A 17,437-nucleotide genomic window follows, 5' to 3' on the forward strand; every position below is an offset into this window, starting at 1 on the left:
AGGTGTCACGCCAACGTTGAAGCAACGCCCGGTGCGGCGCTCCGGGCGGTCGCGCGCGCGTAGGCCAGCGCGGCCAGCGCGACGTCCTGCAAGCCGATGCCGACCGCCTTGTACAGCACGATGTCGCTGTCGTCGCGGCGGCCCACGGCGAAGCCTTCGAGCACCGCGCCCAGTTCCAGCACATCGTCCCAGGCGAACGTGCCCGCTGCGCTCTGCACCAGATCGCCCGCTTCCTCGCGCGCCTGCTCGCGCAACTCCACCACGATCCGCGACGCGCGTGACACCGTCGTATCGTCGAGCTCGCGCGTGTGCGGCAGACTCGATCCGATCGCCGCGATCGTCGCGCCGGGCGACAGCAGATGGCCGTCGAACAGCGCGCCGGTCGCACGGGTTGCCGTGACGACGACGTCCGCGCCGTCAAGGGCATCCTCCGCGCTGGCGGGACGCGCTTCGACGCCGCGCTGCGCATAAGTGCGATTCAGTTCGGCGGCAAGTTCAGCCGTTCCCTCCAGTCCGACGATCCGGAAGTCCCCGAGCGACGTGAACGCCGCAAGCGCATGGGCGTGGGCGCGCCCTTGCACGCCGGTGCCGAACAACGCAACGGAGCGCGCGCCAGGTTTAGCCAGCGCCCGCAGCGCCAGCACTGTCGTCGCCGCCGTGCGCAAACGGGTGATCGCGTTCGCTTCGAGCGTAGCGAGCGGCCGGCCGTCGTCGGTGGAAAAAAGGATGATCGAAAAGTTGAAGCGCCCCGCAATGGTCGAATACACCTTGGCGCCCGCCACGCCTAGTTCCGGCACGACGGCGCCGAGCGTGGACAGCTTCACGCCGCCGGCCTCGGTGCGCACGCGCCGCTGCACCGCGGCGTCGCCGCGCGCGAACGCGCGGAACGCGGTGTCGAGCGCGGGGATCGCTTCGTCAAAGCCGATCAGTGCGTCGATCTGCTGGTCGGTGAGATGAATCATCGGAAACCACTCCTGAAAGAATGAAAGGGACGCCGGCCGCCGCGACCGTTGGACAACGCCCGTGGAAACTGGCAACTTGACGCCTGAGTTAAAGTATACGGTATACTATTTTGGATAGTTCGCCGATGGTAGGTCACTTCCTTGAGCAGTTTGACCGTCCTTCCAGCGGGCCGAACCGCGGCGACCTGTCGATCCGAAGGCATCGATTGCCGGTTTAATTGTATACGATGTACTTTTTATGTGTAAGCCTCGCCTATCGCCTTACAGCGGTAGCGCGGGCAAGGAGAAAGCAATGCCCAACGTGGTCTTTCACAAGAACGGCGAGACGTACCGCGACTCGGTCAAGGACAACACCAATCTGGTGGTGCGCGCCGGCATCCGGCAGTTTCCCTATCCGCACCTGCGTTACGAGTGCGGCATGGGCAAATGCTCGCAGTGCGCGTGCGTCGTTATCAGCGGCGGCGAGTATCTGCCGGAACCGAACTGGAAGGAGCGCAAGCAACTGGGCGAACGTTTGACGCAAGGCTATCGCCTCGCCTGCCAGTTGTGGATCGATCACGACATCGAACTCGCCCAGAACGACACGCCGCCTGACGGCACGTCACCCGCCTGACTTCAACGATCGCCCATGTACATCATTCTCACCAGCAAGCCCGGCCAGTACCGCAGCGAAGCCACTGACGGTCTGCAACCGCTGGAGTCGTACGTTTATCGCTACGACGGTCGCCACGTCGCCACTTTCACGATCGCCGCGCTGCAATGCGAGACGCGCGTGAAGATCGTCGACGAAGGCACGCCCGCCAACGTCAATCTCGTGCCGACCAAATTCTTCGACCACTTCGACACGCGCGAAGCGGCTTTCCAATCCATGTCCGATCTCGCGGGCGCGAGCCACGCCGACGCGCAGATCGTGCCGCTCGACGCGCCGGCCAGCGCCTCTTGAAACAGGTTTACCTCATGATTCAGGTCACTTTCATCACGAACGGCGGCAAAACCGTGCAAGCGCCGCCCGACAGCAACCTGCTGCGCGTGTCGTTGCGCGAGCACGGCGGCATTCCGTTCAAATGCGGCGGCGGACTCTGCGGCACCTGCAAATGCAAGGTCGAGCAGGGACGCGAAAATACGGACGCCGTAAAAGCCAAAGAAAAACGCCATCTCAGCGCGGAAGAACTTGAGGCGGGCTATCGCATGGCGTGCCAGACGTTCGTCAAGGGCGACGTGAGCGTGTCATGGTGAAGGCCGGTTCCGCCGTGGAGCCGTCCGGCGCACCGCCCGAAGCGATGGACGCGTGAATGGCAAAATCTACGACCACGTGTGCCACTGGGTCGCCGATCAGGGCATCGTCGCCGTCAATGTCGGATACCGGTTGGCCGACGAGGCGCCGTACTTCGGCGGCCCACACAGGCATCGATCCGCCGCGGACTTTCGCCGCGGATCGTCCGGCGGATGGCGCGAGGCGTCATCCAGCCTGACAGTGGTATGACGTGTACTGTCTACAACGTTCCGTCCCTGGGTTAAAATGCCTTATCCGCTGGCGCCGCCGGCGACGCCCAGTGCATGGAGAAACAATGAGTAGCCAACCGGATTCGCCGGCCCTCGCAGGCAAGCAGGCGCGATCTGCTCCGATTCAGCACCAGCAACTGTCTGAACTCGTGCTCGTCCGCATCCGTGAATCCATCACGTCGGGCGCTTACGCACCGGGCGACCGGCTCGTGGAAGGACGCATTGCCGAAGACCTGAACGTGTCCCGCGTGCCGGTGCGCGAAGCGCTGCGGGCGCTGGCGGCGGAAGGCCTGGTCGAAGTGCGGCCGCGTCATGGCGCGGTGGTCGCGTCGCTCGAACCGTCTTCCGCGCGCGAAATGGTGCAGATCCGCGCCACGCTGGAAGGCCTGAACGCCCGCCTCGCCGCGGAGCACTGCACGCCGGAGCTGGCCGCAAAAATCGAGCAGGTGCTCGACGAGGGCAAAGCCAGGGTGAACAAGGGCGAAACCGCCGGGCTGCTCGACCTCAATGCGCGCTTCCACGATCTGCTCTACGCGGCCGGCGCCAACTCCATGCTCACCGATCTGATGCGTTCGCTGCGCGATCGCACGCGCATGCTGTTCGTCAACTCGAATGACGAGGAAATACGCATGACGTGGGAAGAACACGCGGCCATTCTGCGCGCAGTGCAGTCGGGCGACGCGGCGCTGGCTGCCATGCTCGCGGAACGGCACGTCCTGCGGGCGGCGCAACTCTACCTGAGCAAGCTCGGCAGATAACCCCTGTTACGGCGGTGCAGTGGAACGCGGCCCGCGCGATTGCACGTGGGCGGTGGACGGGGCTTCGAATCGCGCGTCTGCATCTATCACCCTCATAGACCGTAGTGCCTTCGCGCATATCGTAAAAATACGATATATAATTCGCCCTGTAACGATGCAGGCTTGAGCGCGCGGACCGGCGCCACGCCTGCCTGTTGTTGAAGACCTTGAAACCAACCCCATGACGCTCGATATCGACGCGATTCACAAAGCGCTTGCCAACCCGGTTCGCCGGGAGATTCTCGGCTGGCTGCGCGAGCCGTACGCGCATTTCGCCGACCAGGAGCTGCCGCTCGATCACGGTGTGTGCGCGGGCCGGATCGATGCGCACTGCGGCCTGTCGCAGTCAACCGTGTCGGCGCACCTTGCGGCTTTGCAGCGCGCGGGGCTCGTCACGTCGAAGCGGGTCGGTCAATGGGTGTTTTTCAAACGCAATGAGCCGGTCATCCAGGCGTTCCTCGAGCACATGAATACCAGGCTCTAGGCGCTTGATCCGCATCGCCGCGCTTCTTTCATCATGCAGTCTTTTTTCAGGCTCGGGCCGCGCGCCCGCCGTCAAAGGTGAACTCTTATGCCGACTCTTTTCGATCCGCTGCAAATTGGTGACATCACGCTGCCGAACCGCATCGTCATGGCGCCGCTCACACGCCAGCGCGCCGGAGAAATCCGTGTGCCGAACGCGCTGATGGCGAAGTACTACGCTGAACGCGCAACGGCCGGGCTGATCATCAGCGAGGCGACCTCGGTGACGCCGCAAGGCGTGGGCTATGCCGACACGCCGGGCATCTGGTCGCAGGAGCAGGTTGAAGGCTGGAAGCTCGTGACGAGCGCCGTGCATGCGGCCGGCGGCAGGATTTTTCTGCAACTGTGGCACGTGGGCCGTATTTCCGACCCGCTGTTCCTGAACGGCGAACTGCCGGTCGCGCCGAGCGCGATCGCCGCACAAGGCCACGTGAGCCTGGTGCGTCCGGAGCGTGCCTATGTGACGCCGCGCGCACTGGAACTCGATGAAATCGCCGGCGTGGTCGAAGCATTCCGCAAAGGCGCGGAAAACGCCAAGGCAGCAGGCTTCGACGGCGTCGAAGTGCACGGCGCCAACGGCTATCTGCTCGACCAGTTCCTGCAGGACAGCACCAACAAACGTACCGACGCCTACGGCGGCCCGATCGAAAACCGCGCCCGTCTGCTGCTCGAAGTCACCGACGCCTGCATCGACGTGTGGGGCGCGAACCGTGTCGGCGTACACCTCGCGCCGCGCCGCGACGCGCACACCATGGGCGATTCCGATCCGGCCGGCACCTTCAGTTATGTGGCTCGCGAGCTCGGCAAGCGCAAGATCGCATTCATTGCCGCACGTGAAGCGCTCGGCGACGACCGTCTCGGCCCGCAACTGAAGAAAGCATTCGGCGGCCCGTACATCGCCAACGAAAAGTTCACCACGGAAACCGCGCAACAGGTGCTCGACGCGGGTGACGCAGATGCGGTGGCCTGGGGTCAGCTGTTCATTGCGAATCCGGATCTGGTACGCCGCTTCGCCACGAATGCGCCGTTGAACAAGCCGAACCCGGCAACCTATTACGCACGCGGTGAAACCGGCTATGTGGATTATCCGACGCTGGAAACTGTGGAATAAGCGCGTGGAGTAAGCGTCGAAACAGGCTGAAAAAAGCCAAGCCATGCGGAGAGCCGGCGGAGGTTAGGCTGCGGGATAAAGCGGCCAATGCATGGCAGTGCGCTGAAAAAAACCGCGCGGCAGATGTGACAGGAATGATTCGTTCCGATCACACCTGCCGCGTTTTTTTACGCCTGGACATAGTGTGGACACCTCACATCTCACCCATCATGCCAGATCGCGCCGCATGAAAACGCGCTTCGATTCATCGAGTCCTCGCGCAATATGCGCATCGCGCCGCGCCAGCAACGTCGCGTCGAGTTCGGCTTCTTCGATATCGCGAAACCCGATCCGCCGATAGTACGGCGCATTCCAGGGCACCTCGCGAAACGTCGACAGGATGAGTTGCGTGAGTCGTCGCGCGCGGGCAAGGTGTGCGACCTGCTCGATGAGCGCCGCGCCGATACGCCGCCCGGCGTGCGACGTGAGCACATCGAGCTCCTGCACGTAGAGGCGCGCGGGTTGCTGCTCGAACATCACGAAGCCAGCGCACTTTCCGTCAGTATCTACGGCAACGATGATCTCCCGCGCCGTTATCTTGCGGGCGACGAGTTCCGGTTCCATCGGCGGCGCATCAGCAATTCCCGCCATGCCGACGCTGACAAAACGCTGGCCCGCTTCGAATTCGATCGTGCGGATCGCGTTCGCGTCGTGCGGCTCGGCAAACCGGAAAGTGATGGCTGGAGCGTATTGCATGGGGCGTTTCGTCAGTTTGTGCTGATGGTTGTTCTCAACGACGCGCCCCGCTATTGACACCGTCAGAGCGCCGTCGTGCATTCCGGAAACCTTCGTTTGATCCGGGAAACGGCCCGAACCCGCCTCCTCGATACTGGTAATACACGGTCGGCAGCAAAGCAATGCAGTGCGCCGTGCAGCTATGGGCGCACTTGGCATCGCCGCCTCGCGGTCGAGCCGTATCCATTGCCCGTCAAGTCATTACACTCAATCGAAGGAGTATCAATCATGAAGAAGGTTCTCGTTTGTCTCGCCCTTGCCGCCGGTACGTTGGCCGCTCCGGCTATCAGCTTCGCACAATCGAATGGTCCCGTGACGCGCGCAGAAGTTCGTGCCGATCTCGTCAAGGTCGAAAAGGCCGGCTACGATCCATCGCAAGCCAACGACATCGACTACCCGGCCGATATTCAGGCTGCCGAAGCAAAAATCGCTGCCCAGGACAACCAGCAACAGGCTACGCAAGCGTACGGCGGCGTGGCGCAGCACGGCACCTCGTCGTCAGGCGCACCGGCGAGAACGGCGATGCATTCGACCTGCGTCGGTCCCGTCAGCTTCTGCAACCTCTACTTCGGTAGCTAAGCGAAGCATTTCGGGTTCCGTGCCGTCACTGTCCTGCACGGAACCCCGCTTCATTCCGAAGTCCTTCTCGCAACCTCATTCCACCAACATCTTCTCTCTCTTTACCGAATACCGGAGTTTCACATGAGATTTATGCCTTTCGTCGTGTCGGCCTTGTCAATGTCAGCTTGTCTTCTTGCGTCGACCGGCGCGCTGGCGCAGGATGCCCAGCCCCAAAGCACCCCCGTCAAAAATATTGTACTGGTGCATGGTGCATGGGTGGACGGGTCCGGTTGGAAACCGGTCTATGACATCCTGACCAAAGACGGCTACCACGTCAGCCTCGTGCAGGAGCCGCTGACCTCACTCGAAGACGACGTGGCCGCGACCAAACGTGTTCTCGACCTGCAAAACGGTCCGACGATCCTGGTGGCGCACAGCTATGGCGGTTCGATCATCACGGAAGCCGGTGTGCATCCGAATGTCGTAGGGCTGGTGTACGTCGCGGCGCATGCTCCGGCCGTCGGAGAAGATGAAGGCACGCTGGGCAAAGGCATGCCCAGTTACACGTCGAAGCAGCCGGGCGCAATCAGGAAGACCGACGACGGCTACACATATCTGAACCCGGTGGATTTCCCGAAAGACTTCGCTGCTGATCTGCCGCTCAAGCAAGCCCAATTCGAGTCGCATTCGCAGATCCTGACGGCCGCGAAAGTCTTTTCGACGCCGATGACCGTTGCCGCATGGACCACGAAGCCAAGCTGGGGCATCGTCGCCGCTAATGACAAAATCATCAACCCGGACCTGGAGCGCTGGTACTACGCGCGCGCGCATAGCCACACCACCGTGATTCCCGGCGCGAGCCATTCGGTTTACGAATCCCGTCCGAAAGAAGTTGCGGCTGTCATCGAAGATGCCGCGACGCATGCGCAGCAGTAGCGTGCTCGCGTGCGGTCGCGGCTGGAAAGAAGCGTAAGCTGAATGAGCGCCGCGCGAACCGCGGTCGAATGATGGAACAACGCGGCGCTAAAGCGCCGCGTTTTCATGAGAGTTCATGATAGGACGAGCGCCCGATACGCTATCGGAGGCCGGTGTGTGAAATCCCCTGCCCCCTCAATTCGCCCCACCCTTCCGACCGATGGCAAGCACTATCGAATCGAGCAGCACATCTTCCGCAAACGGTTTGCGTAAAAACGCGACTGCCCCGTGCTGGATTCCCCACCGAACCGTGTCTTCGTCGCCATGCGCCGACATGAGCACAATGGGAATGCTCCTGTGTTCCGCATTGAGCTGGCGTTGCACATCGAGGCCTTGCATGCCTTGCATCTTGAGGTCGAGCAAAACACACAATGCCTCGTCGACTGCCGACGAGGCGAGGAATTCCTCTCCCGATGAAAATGCCACGGTCGTGTAACCCACTGCGTTGAGAAGGTCACCGACACCGTTTCGTACAGAGGCGTCATCGTCGACGATACAAACAAAGCTCATAGCTGCCAATACTCCAGATGCGCCGACGTAGTAACAGAAAAGAATATCCGGCGCGATATTTACTGCCTTATGAAGCTCATCGCGCCTGACGCATCCACCGGAACAGAAATGGATCCGTAGCAGGCAAGAACCATACTAGCCGGGAATTTGCCGCGAAACCATCATCTATAGGGATGCAGTGCCCGCCGCCGCGCTCGCCCCGCTGACATTCTCGCGGTTGAAGACCACCTTTGGCGGACTTCGGAAGGCCCGCAATACGGGCCTTCATTCGGGTATCACACTTAGGTATGACTTCCCCATACGACCGGATGGCCAAGCGTATGTCAGGCAGCCGCGCCAGCGTGAATACAGTAACGTGAGTGCCGCAAGCCAACTACCGGTCAGGCGTAAAAGCATCATCGAGCACGACGCCAAGAATCATCGCACCCAGGTTTAGCGGCGCTGGCCGGCACGGGCGCGGCTTGTATATCGCATCCCCCGGCCGTATTGCACGGCCGCTCATTGCACAGACACCTGCCACACGTGCGCGGCTCGCGTGCCAAACCTGATCGCCATAGCAACAGTGCGTCGAATCACGCCATTCAATGGTCGCGGTCGAAGGCGTCGGGTGGTCGATCACGCGCACCTGTGCGCCAAAGCGTTGCGTCCTGAGCAGCAAGCGGCAACCCTCGCGTGCGTTGCGTGCGTCCGCCAAAGCCGCTTCCTTGATCCTGGAGGCTTTGTCTCCGGACAACTCGGCGAGCAAATCAAGGGTCTGTATCCACGGATCGGTAAAATTCGTTTCCGCCAACATGGTCGCACTCCTCTTTCAGATAGTCCGGTTGATCAGCGAGAAGCTCTCACTGCACGTTGCGGATACAACCACCGTGCGCCGCCTTCGGCCGCCGCAGGCATATTCCGCTCACTTTCAGAGACGCATGAATCTGCTTACCGATCGACGTTCGCCTTCATTCGCCAGCAATGAGGCGTCTCTCCAACCAGGCGCTTGAAGACCGTCGTAAAGTGAGCCTGGGTTAGGAAACCGCAGCTCAGGGCAACGTCGAGCACGTTATGTTTCGACGTAAGCAGAAGGTGCTGCGCGTGTTCGATTCGCCGGCGCAACAGGTATTCGTGCGGGCGCATGCCGGTGGCCCGGCGGAACTGCGACGCGAAATGCATGCGGGTCAAACCCGTGCTGTTGGCAATGTCCTCGAGCCCGATCGGTTCGGACAGATGCGCGTCCACGTATTCGATCGCGCGCGTGAGGCGCCAGGACGGTAGTGCATTCGCTTCACGGCTCTGCCGTTGCCCAGCCGTAAAGTGCCGCGCGATCACGCGCGAAACGATCGCGAGACTGACGCTGTCGGTAAAGACCTTGCCGAGCGCGGCGTCGTCCGATTGCGACACGGCAAGTGCCTGGCCAAGACGTTCGAGCGCGGGATCGTGCGCGAGCCTGGGATCGTCGATACGAATGTCGCCCGCATGCGGGCGGCCGAACATGTCTTCGAAGCATTCGCCCAGCACCGGCTGCGCAACGAACAGGTGCAGCACGTCGCCGGGCGATTCGAACACGGCGCTGCACGGCACCTCCGGTGCCGTGATCTGTACGGCTCCCGCGGTCACCCGTCCGTGAACGAGCATCCTGCCGGCATGAGCAAAGGAGAGCGACGTGCACTTGAGGTTCATCGCGATGCAGTGGTGCGCGGCGCTACCCGGGTTGCTGACCTCCAGCGACCGAATATCGGTGCGGGTCCAGCGCGACACGAGAATAGGGCTCCGCTGGCGTCCACCCGCGGGTTCCTCGTGCGGAGCGCGCCATTGAGGCTCCATGCCGATCGGGTTGATCCGCCTCGTCTGCTGGATGACATCCGGGATAACATCCGCAGCGGGTTCGGGATGCAAAGTCGACGAGCTGATCATGATCGGGGTCATCCAGCGGAGTGGTGAGGCAGTGCCCGGTTACAGGGCGCCGCGATGACTCCAAGGTATCGCACGGAAAATCGTCGAACCAGCCCTACATACGGTTGCCCGTAGTGACCAATGGTTGGATCAACCCATCTCCAGGTTTAGTTCTTCGCCGCGAGCCGAAGAGGCACGGCCAGGGGGATCGGCGCGATGCGCACGGCGTGCGCGGGCGGTTTGCGGTCGCGACCGGCGGCGCCGGCCGCCAGAGCTTGCCGGAACGAATCGGTGGAATGGAATGCGCTAGCAGCGCTTTCTTGAGCAGAAGCGGCGGACCACTCATACGCAGGTATAGGCCCGATAACCATCGGGACTGCGGAAACGATGCGCCAGCAGCGTTTCGTCACGCACCCTGGGTTCAGGTACGCGATCCGCGCGCCGGCGCGGCGGTGCTTTGTGGCGACTTGACGCCCAGCGCTTCCGCCTTCAGCACGAAGTCGGCGAGCGAACGCGCGGCCATTTTCCGCATTGCCTGGCCGCGGTGAATCTTCACGGTGATCTCGCTCAGGCCCATTTCGCCGGCAATCTGTTTGTTCATCAGCCCGGCCGCGACAAACGCCATGACTTCGCGCTCGCGCGGTGTCAGCGATTCGTAGCAACGGCGCAGATCCTCCACGGACCGGAGGGCATCGCGCCGCTCTGCGTCGCCTGCCAGCGCATGTGCGACAGCGTCCAGCATGTCCTGGTCACGAAACGGCTTGGCAAGAAAATCCTTGGCACCGGCCTTCATTGCTTTAACCGACATCGCGATGTCGCCGTGCGCGGTCATGAAGACGATGGGCAGCCCCAGTTGGCTCGCGGCGATCTGTTCCTGCACCGCGAACCCGCTTTGTCCTTTGAGACGAACATCGAGGATCAGGCAGCTCGGCACGTCCGGCATCTCATAGGAGAGAAATTCGTGCGCGGAAGCAAAGGTGACGACGCCCAGTCCGACCGATTGCAGCAGCAGACCAAGGGCATCGCGCATCGACTCGTCGTCGTCCACGACATAGACCATCGTGCGTTCCTCGTCGTCACCGGCGTTGTCATGCGTATGACTGTTCATGAGATCTCCCTTCATCAACCGGCAGGATGAACTGCACTACCGCGCCGCCCGCTTCCGGCGATTCAGCCCAGATACGACCGCCGTGCGCCTCGACGATCGACCGGCAGATCGACAAGCCCATGCCGATGCCCCCTGCCTTAGTCGTAAAGAACGTGTCGAACAGACGGCTGGCGTTTTCCTCGCTGATGCCCGTGCCCGAATCCTGCACGATCAGATGCGCCTGTTCTGCGTCGAACCGGCGTGTGGCAATCCGCAGCCTTCGCGGCTGGGGCACCTCTGTCATGGCCTGCGCGCCGTTCATAATAAGGTTGATGATGACCTGCTGCAATTGGACGCGATCGCAGTACGCAGTGGGCGACGGTGTCGCAAGGTCGATCTGCACGTCAACGCGGTAGCGATCGAGTTCGTACCGCAACAGCTCGACCGTCTCGCCCACAATCCCGTTCAGATCGACTTTAACCGGAATACGGTCGCATTTTTTTGCCATTGAACGGATCCGCTGGATCACGGCGTCCGCGCGCTGCGCGTCCCTGACGATCTGAGTGACCGACTTCGCCGCTGCGTTCAGGTCCGGCGGGGCACGGTCCATCCAGCGCAACGCGGCGCCGCCGCAAGTCATGATCGCCGCGATCGGCTGCGTCACCTCGTGTGCAATCGACGCGGCCAGTTCGCCGAGCATCGTAACCCGCGTCACGTGGGCGAGTTCGGCGGTGGAGCGCGCAAGCGCGTCCTGCGCGAGCCGGGTATCCGTGATATCCATCAGCGCGCCGACATACTCGCCGGCGGCAGACTTCGACGCTGCCGCGTGGGCAACGCAGTGCAGATATTTCACGCCGCCGTCCGGCATCACGAGCCGGTGTTCGACATCGATCTGCGGCTCGCCGGCGGCGGCCCGTTCATAGACCCGACGAACGAGTGCGAGATCGTCGGGATGAGTGCGCGCCAGGATAGCCTTGACCGACGGCTCGACCTCCCGCGTGTATCCGAAAATGCGGTAGGACTCGTCGGACCACCACATCATGCCTTCGGGAAAACGTACGGCCATGCTGCCGGTCCGGCTCAAACGCTGGGCATCGAGCAGGAACGCCTCGCTGCGCTCGAGCGCCTGCTCCGCCTGCTTGCGCTCCTCGATGTCGGTATTCACGCCGTACCAGCGGCGAATCGCGCCCCCGGCGTCGCGCAACGGTTCGGCCCCGATGTGCATCCAGCGGTACACGCCGGCACTGGTGCGGAGTCGCGATACGTTTTCGAACGCGACACCCGCCGCGATCGCGGCCTGCCAGTCGCGCTGCATCCGCGGCAGATCGGACGGGTGCACGACCGTCGACCAGACGTCCACGTCATCTCCGAGCGTCACGCCCATGTCGTTCCAGCGGCGGTTGATAAACGTGAGGCGCCCGTCGCTCGACGAATGCCAGACCATGCCGGGAATCGCGTCGATGGTTGCGCGCAACTCCTGCTGCTGACGCTCGAGTTCGGCTTCCATCTCCTTGCGCGCGGTAATGTCGTTGTTGGTCACGAGAACAGCCCGAGGGTCGCCCTTTGCATCGCGCCACAAGGCCGCGCGGCTCGAAATCACGACGGCGCTGCCGTCGTGCCGTACGCGCCGCAACTCTCCGTGCCAGTAATTCGTGCGCAGCAGTTCGCCGCGAACTTCATCGTACGGGACAGGAAACGATGTCTGCGTCAGGTCGTCGATCGACTGGCCGAGCGCCTGTTGCGCACTCCAGCCGTACAGCGCCTGCGCCCCGTGATTCCAGAACGTGATCCGGTCGTTCATGTCATGGACGATGATCGCGTCGTGCGTGAGATTGAGCAGTTCGACCTGCTCCTGCAACATCGTCGTCGCGGCCTGGTTTCTCAATGCCAGAACCGACGTGGTGGCGATCGCCAGCAGGCTCACCACACAGCGCGCAACCGCGCCGCCCGGCCAGGACTCGGCGTGGGAAATCAGAAACCCGAGCAACGTCAGCGCCACACATCCCCACGCGGCGGCGATCGTGAACGAGCGGTTGCCGCTTGAAGCAACCAGCAGCACCACTATTACGTAAAACACGGCGACTGCGACGTCGAGCGGTGTCAGCGCATCGATCAGAAACACGGCAAGCGCGATCAAGGCGGCGAGCACCGGCAAGAAGCCGGCGTCGCGGGGCGCTGTAGCGGAAGCGCGTTGGCTATTTTCCATGGCGGGCGGATCGGCAGGTCGCCAGAGGCCAGGAAGGCCAGGCGGAATGGAACTGCGGGGCCATAAGCGTGCGAAACGGCTGTTCGTGAGCGAGTATGGCAAGCCTGTCCCTCAGGATAGCAGCCACGCTGATTGTGGGGAACGCATCACGCTTAGACCTGCCGCTAACCGATGGCTGCCGGTCTAATGTGATCATGCGCGAACCCGGCCTTAAATCGTCAAAGATCGGCTGGGCCGCATTCTACTGACATTTGATTACGGATGACGCCATACCCGCGATCTTCCGGGAAAACCCTGACCATGGTGCCGCTTACATGCTCGATTGATACGGCGGCGACGGTACGTTTCGCCTCGTCCCGAACCGTTGGCATCACGCCTTCCCCAACTTGACGTCAACCTGATACGAAGGTAACCTTCGTAGGTAGCCTTCATAGTTATCCAGACATGACCAAGCAAGATGCACCGGTGGATCCTGACGCCTTGCATATCGTGGCGGAAGACTTGCGCGTGCTGGTCGGCAAACTGCGCCGCCGTTTGCGCGAGGAGTCGCACGTAGGCGATTTCACGCCTTCGCAGGTGCAGGTTCTCGGCTTGCTGGAGCGTGAAGGTCCGGCAACGGTCACTGCGCTCGCGCGTGCTCATGGCATGCGTCCGCAGTCCATGGGCGAGACGCTTTCGGCGCTGAGAGCCGCCGGGCTGGTGAGCGGCACTCCCGATCCGAACGACGGCCGGCAAACGGTTCTCTCCCTCACGCCCGCCTTTCGCAAGAAGGTGAAGGCAAGCCGCGCGGCACGCGAAGACTGGCTGTTTCGCACCATTCAGACGCGCTTCTCGGCGGCCGAGCAAAAACAGCTCGTTATCGGCGTCGAACTGCTCAAACGCCTCATCGACTCGTAACTCCAGGAGTACTTCATGGCACTCACCACACTCGACGCAAAGACCGCACTCATCGTCGTCGATTTGCAGCAAGGCATTGTCGCGCTGCCCACCGCGCATTCCACCGGCGAAGTCGTCGAGCGCTCGGCCGTTCTCGCGGAGGCGTTTCGCCGCCACGGCCTGCCCGTGGTGCTCGTCAACGTGACCGGCGGCGCACCGGGCCGCACGCAGGAGGTGCGCAACACGGGCGACTTCCCCGCCGGATTCGCGGATCTGGTGCCCGAACTGAACGCGCAACCGTCCGATCATCGGGTCACCAAGCGCACCTGGGGCGCGTTCACGAATACCGATCTCGAAGCGTACCTGCGCGAGCAAGGCGTCACGCAAGTGGTGCTCGTGGGCGTGGCGACCAGCATCGGCGTCGAATCCACCGCGCGCTATGCACACGAACTCGGCCTGAACGTGACGCTCGTCGTCGACGCCATGACCGATCGCAATGCGGACGCTCACATCAACAGCATCACGCGCATCTTCCCGCGCCTCGGCGAAACCGGCACCACCCAGGAAGTCCTCGATCTGCTCGAACGCTCGCACGCATGAGCCTGAGTTTGCACATGCGCCGCAGCTTGCGCGCCGCGCGAATCCTCCAGGTGGGAACAGTCCGGTGATCGGCACTTTCCGTTCGCTGAGCAATTTCAACTACCGGGTCTGGGCGAGCGGCGCGATCGTCTCCAACGTCGGTACGTGGATGCAACGCACGGCGCAGGATTGGCTCGTGCTCACCGAGCTCACGCATCACAATGCGACCTCGGTGGGTATCGTCATGTCGTTGCAGTTCGGCCCGCAAATGCTGCTGTTGCCGCTGACCGGTTATGCCGCCGATCACTTCAACCGTCGCAAGCTGCTGTTCGCGACCCAGGCGGGCATGGGTTCTCTCGCGCTGTGCCTGGGCATTCTCACCGTCACCGGGCTCGTGCAGTTGTGGCACGTCTATGTATTCGCGGGACTGCTCGGCTGCGTCACCGCCTTTGATTCGCCGGCGCGTCAGACTTTCGTGTCGGACCTGGTCGGCGAGCATGACCTGTCAAACGCGGTCGCGCTGAATTCCACCTCGTTCAACGCGGCGCGCATGATCGGGCCTGCGGTCGCGGGGTTGCTGATCGCCTCGGTGGGCACCGGCTGGGTGTTTCTCATCAACGCGCTTTCGTTCGTCGCGGTACTCGGTTCGCTGCGCATGCTGCGTGTGAGCGAACTGCATCTGAAGCCTCGGGCGGTGCGCACGCGCGGCAGTTTCGTCGAAGGTTTCAAGTACGTGTGGACGCGTCCCGATCTGAAGGCCGCATTGCTGATGCTGTTCCTGATCGGCACGTTCGGCCTGAATTTCCCGATCTTCATCTCGACGATGTCGGTTACCGCGTTTCACGCGGGCGCGGGCGAATACGGTGTATTGAGCTCGACCATGGCGATCGGCTCCGTCACTGGCGCGCTGCTCGCCGCGCGTCGGGCGAAACCGCGCATGGCGCTGCTGCTCATTGCGGCGGCCGTGTTCGGCGTAGGCTGCACCGCGGCCTCGCTGATGCCGAACTCCGTGCTGTTCGGCATTGCGCTGATGGTGATCGGCGTGGCAACGCAGACCTTCAATACCTCGACCAACAGTCTCGTGCAGCTTTCCACCGAGCCCGTCATGCGCGGGCGGGTGATCGCGATTCTGCTGGCCATCGCATTGGGCGGTACGCCGCTCGGCGCGCCGGTGGTGGGTTGGGTCGCAGACCGTTTCGGTCCGCGTTGGGCGCTGGGTGTGGGCGCGGCATCGGGGTTCGCGGCGGCGGTTGTCGGCTTGCTCTACCTCGTGAAATACCGGCGGTTGCGCGTGTATATCGAGGCGGGGCGTTTGCGCTACAGCATCGACGAGCCACGCCAGGCGCCTGCTTATGTCAGTCCCGCTGTCGCAGTGCAGAACGCCGTTCTCAGCGAAGTGGAAGAAGATTCCTCTTCGAGTGTTTAGAGAGCCGTTGCCGGGGGGAATGTGAAAAAGCCGCGCCTGGTTCAGGCGCGGCTTTTCTGATTACAACTGACTTGCCTGCCGGCCTACTTCGCCACCGGCATTGTAAATTCAGCGCCTTTGGCGATGCTATCCGGCCAGCGCTGCATGATGCTCTTGTAGCGCGTATAGAAGCGCACGCCCTCTTCGCCGTAAGCGTGATGGTCGCCGAACAGCGAACGTTTCCAGCCGCCGAACGAATGCCATGCCATCGGCACCGGAATCGGCACGTTGATGCCGACCATACCCACCTGAATCTGCCGGCCGAACGCCCGCGCCACCCCGCCATCCGACGTGAACAGCGACACGCCGTTACCGAACTCGTGCGCGTTGATCAACTCCACGGCGCTCGCGAAATCGGGCACCCGCACTACTGCCAGCACCGGGCCGAAGATCTCTTCCTTGTAGATCTTCATTTCCGTGCCGACATTGTCGAACAGCGTACCGCCGATAAAGAAGCCTTCTTCGTCTGCCACCGGATGCACGCGGCCGTCGACAATCAGCTTCGCGCCTTCCGCCTCGCCCGACGCGATATAACCGGCCACCTTGGCCTTATGTTCGGCGGTAACCAGCGGCCCCATTTCGGCGTCGAGATTTTCGCCGTTCTTGATCACGAGCGATTTGACGCGCGGCGCCAGTTTCTCGATCAGTTTGTCGGCCACGTTGCCGACCGCCACCGCGACCGAGATCGCCATGCAGCGCTCGCCCGCCGAACCGTAGGCTGCGCCGATCAGCGCGTCGACCGCCTGGTCCAGATCGGCGTCCGGCATCACCACCAGGTGATTTTTCGCGCCGCCGAGCGCCTGCACGCGTTTGCCGCGCTTCGACGCCTCCGTGTGAATGTATTCGGCGATCGGCGTGGAGCCCACGAACGACAGCGCCGCGACGTCCGGGTGATCGATCAGCGCATCGACGGCCACCTTGTCGCCGTTGACGACATTGAACACGCCGTCGGGCAGACCGGCTTCCTTCAGCAATTCGGCAATCCGCAGCGACGCCGACGGATCACGCTCCGACGGTTTCAGCACGAACGTGTTCCCGCAGGCGAGCGCAACCGGGAACATCCACATCGGCACCATGACCGGGAAGTTGAACGGCGTAATGCCCGCGACCACACCGAGCGCCTGACGCAGATTCCAGTTGTCGATGCCGCCGCCGATCTGGTCGGTGAAATCGGTCTTGAGCAGGTTCGGAATGCCGCACGCGAATTCGACCACTTCGATGCCGCGCACCACTTCGCCTTGTGCGTCCGTAAACACCTTGCCATGTTCACGCGTGATCAGCATCGCCAGTTCGTCGTGATGCTGGTTGAGCAATTCCTTGAACCTGAACAGAATGCGTGCGCGCTTGAGCGGCGCGGTTTCGCTCCAGGCAGAAAAGGCGGCCTTGGCGACCTGCACTGCCGCGTCCACTTCCTCGACCGAAGCGAGGGCGACCGAGCCGGTGACTTTGCCGGTGGCGGGATTGAACACGTCCTTGAAGCGGCCGCTGGTCGGCGCGGCCGGCGCGCCGCCGATATAGTGGCCCAACTGCTGCACCGACAGCTTTGCTTGTTCGTTCACTACATTCATGTCCTTACCTCGTGTTCGGGATCAAGCGCGGCGTGTCACCACCGGGCCATAGGCAAAAATCAG

20 protein-coding genes are annotated in these 17,437 nt (G+C 62.6%); 12 read left to right on the forward strand and 8 right to left on the reverse strand.

Annotated elements, in window-relative coordinates; all coding sequences use genetic code 11:
• Positions 1 to 5: 5 nt before the first annotated feature.
• Positions 6 to 962, reverse strand: a complete 957-nt coding sequence (locus tag NE850_RS04925) for an ornithine cyclodeaminase family protein (RefSeq protein WP_310698497.1) — start codon at positions 960 to 962, stop codon at positions 6 to 8.
• Positions 963 to 1,254: 292 nt separating this feature from the next.
• On the opposite strand from NE850_RS04925, the gene NE850_RS04930 reads away from it, so the two are divergent.
• The 7 genes from NE850_RS04930 to NE850_RS04960 all read left to right on the forward strand — a co-directional run bounded on the left by NE850_RS04930 (position 1,255) and on the right by NE850_RS04960 (position 4,895).
• On the forward strand, positions 1,255 to 1,575 hold the full coding sequence (locus NE850_RS04930; protein WP_007176784.1) for a 2Fe-2S iron-sulfur cluster-binding protein: 321 nt from the start codon (positions 1,255 to 1,257) through the stop codon (positions 1,573 to 1,575).
• Positions 1,576 to 1,590: 15 nt separating this feature from the next.
• Positions 1,591 to 1,905, forward strand: a complete 315-nt coding sequence (locus tag NE850_RS04935; protein WP_007176783.1) for a hypothetical protein — start codon at positions 1,591 to 1,593, stop codon at positions 1,903 to 1,905.
• 14 nt (positions 1,906 to 1,919) lie between these two features.
• Entirely contained in the window at positions 1,920 to 2,198 is a 279-nt protein-coding gene (locus NE850_RS04940) for a 2Fe-2S iron-sulfur cluster-binding protein (protein WP_007176782.1), read from the forward strand.
• A 52-nt stretch (positions 2,199 to 2,250) separates the two neighbouring features.
• On the forward strand, positions 2,251 to 2,445 hold the full coding sequence (locus tag NE850_RS04945; RefSeq protein WP_197740276.1) for a hypothetical protein: 195 nt from the start codon (positions 2,251 to 2,253) through the stop codon (positions 2,443 to 2,445).
• An 85-nt stretch (positions 2,446 to 2,530) separates the two neighbouring features.
• Positions 2,531 to 3,223 (forward strand): GntR family transcriptional regulator, encoded by a 693-nt coding sequence (locus tag NE850_RS04950; RefSeq protein ID WP_007176780.1) that lies wholly within the window; start codon positions 2,531 to 2,533, stop codon positions 3,221 to 3,223.
• A 220-nt stretch (positions 3,224 to 3,443) separates the two neighbouring features.
• The gene (locus NE850_RS04955; RefSeq protein ID WP_007176779.1) at positions 3,444 to 3,746 is read left to right on the forward strand and encodes a helix-turn-helix transcriptional regulator; all 303 of its coding nucleotides are present in this window, start codon (positions 3,444 to 3,446) and stop codon (positions 3,744 to 3,746) included.
• 87 nt (positions 3,747 to 3,833) lie between these two features.
• Complete coding sequence (locus NE850_RS04960; protein WP_007176778.1) at positions 3,834 to 4,895, forward strand: alkene reductase; 1,062 nt, start codon at positions 3,834 to 3,836, stop codon at positions 4,893 to 4,895.
• Between the two features lie 207 nt (positions 4,896 to 5,102).
• On the opposite strand, the gene NE850_RS04965 is transcribed toward NE850_RS04960, so the two are convergent.
• On the reverse strand, positions 5,103 to 5,630 hold the full coding sequence (locus tag NE850_RS04965; RefSeq protein ID WP_035516547.1) for a GNAT family N-acetyltransferase: 528 nt from the start codon (positions 5,628 to 5,630) through the stop codon (positions 5,103 to 5,105).
• 267 nt (positions 5,631 to 5,897) lie between these two features.
• On the opposite strand from NE850_RS04965, the gene NE850_RS04970 reads away from it, so the two are divergent.
• Together NE850_RS04970 and NE850_RS04975 are read left to right on the forward strand one after the other, a co-directional pair.
• Positions 5,898 to 6,248, forward strand: a complete 351-nt coding sequence (locus NE850_RS04970; RefSeq protein ID WP_007176776.1) for a DUF4148 domain-containing protein — start codon at positions 5,898 to 5,900, stop codon at positions 6,246 to 6,248.
• A gap of 123 nt (positions 6,249 to 6,371) precedes the next feature.
• A complete protein-coding gene (locus NE850_RS04975) occupies positions 6,372 to 7,166 on the forward strand; it encodes an alpha/beta hydrolase (protein ID WP_007176775.1) in 795 nt (264 codons plus the stop codon).
• A 174-nt stretch (positions 7,167 to 7,340) separates the two neighbouring features.
• Here NE850_RS04975 and NE850_RS04980 read toward each other — a convergent pair whose 3' ends face one another.
• From NE850_RS04980 to NE850_RS05000, 5 genes are all read right to left on the reverse strand, one after another.
• Positions 7,341 to 7,715, reverse strand: coding sequence for a response regulator transcription factor (locus tag NE850_RS04980; RefSeq protein WP_007176774.1), 375 nt, complete (start codon positions 7,713 to 7,715; stop codon positions 7,341 to 7,343).
• A 373-nt stretch (positions 7,716 to 8,088) separates the two neighbouring features.
• Positions 8,089 to 8,508 (reverse strand): DUF3331 domain-containing protein, encoded by a 420-nt coding sequence (locus NE850_RS04985; protein WP_310698498.1) that lies wholly within the window; start codon positions 8,506 to 8,508, stop codon positions 8,089 to 8,091.
• A 134-nt stretch (positions 8,509 to 8,642) separates the two neighbouring features.
• The gene (locus NE850_RS04990; protein WP_007176772.1) at positions 8,643 to 9,614 is read right to left on the reverse strand and encodes a helix-turn-helix domain-containing protein; all 972 of its coding nucleotides are present in this window, start codon (positions 9,612 to 9,614) and stop codon (positions 8,643 to 8,645) included.
• 400 nt (positions 9,615 to 10,014) lie between these two features.
• A complete protein-coding gene (locus tag NE850_RS04995; RefSeq protein ID WP_405044798.1) occupies positions 10,015 to 10,716 on the reverse strand; it encodes a response regulator transcription factor in 702 nt (233 codons plus the stop codon).
• Positions 10,682 to 12,886, reverse strand: coding sequence for a PAS domain-containing sensor histidine kinase (locus NE850_RS05000; RefSeq protein ID WP_007176770.1), 2,205 nt, complete (start codon positions 12,884 to 12,886; stop codon positions 10,682 to 10,684). The genes NE850_RS04995 and NE850_RS05000 overlap by 35 nt, the downstream gene beginning before the upstream one ends.
• A gap of 444 nt (positions 12,887 to 13,330) precedes the next feature.
• Between NE850_RS05000 and NE850_RS05005 the strand changes: the two genes are divergently transcribed.
• The 3 genes from NE850_RS05005 to NE850_RS05015 all read left to right on the forward strand — a co-directional run bounded on the left by NE850_RS05005 (position 13,331) and on the right by NE850_RS05015 (position 15,767).
• Entirely contained in the window at positions 13,331 to 13,783 is a 453-nt protein-coding gene (locus tag NE850_RS05005; protein WP_007176769.1) for a MarR family winged helix-turn-helix transcriptional regulator, read from the forward strand.
• A gap of 15 nt (positions 13,784 to 13,798) precedes the next feature.
• A complete protein-coding gene (locus tag NE850_RS05010) occupies positions 13,799 to 14,362 on the forward strand; it encodes an isochorismatase family protein (RefSeq protein WP_007176768.1) in 564 nt (187 codons plus the stop codon).
• A gap of 64 nt (positions 14,363 to 14,426) precedes the next feature.
• On the forward strand, positions 14,427 to 15,767 hold the full coding sequence (locus NE850_RS05015) for an MFS transporter (protein WP_165188116.1): 1,341 nt from the start codon (positions 14,427 to 14,429) through the stop codon (positions 15,765 to 15,767).
• An 83-nt stretch (positions 15,768 to 15,850) separates the two neighbouring features.
• Here the strand turns inward: NE850_RS05015 and NE850_RS05020 are convergent, their stop codons facing one another.
• Positions 15,851 to 17,374 (reverse strand): CoA-acylating methylmalonate-semialdehyde dehydrogenase, encoded by a 1,524-nt coding sequence (locus tag NE850_RS05020; protein WP_007176766.1) that lies wholly within the window; start codon positions 17,372 to 17,374, stop codon positions 15,851 to 15,853.
• Positions 17,375 to 17,437 lie beyond the last annotated feature (63 nt).

This window comes from Paraburkholderia sp. USG1, assembly GCF_031570135.1.
Lineage (GTDB): Bacteria > Pseudomonadota > Gammaproteobacteria > Burkholderiales > Burkholderiaceae > Paraburkholderia > Paraburkholderia dioscoreae.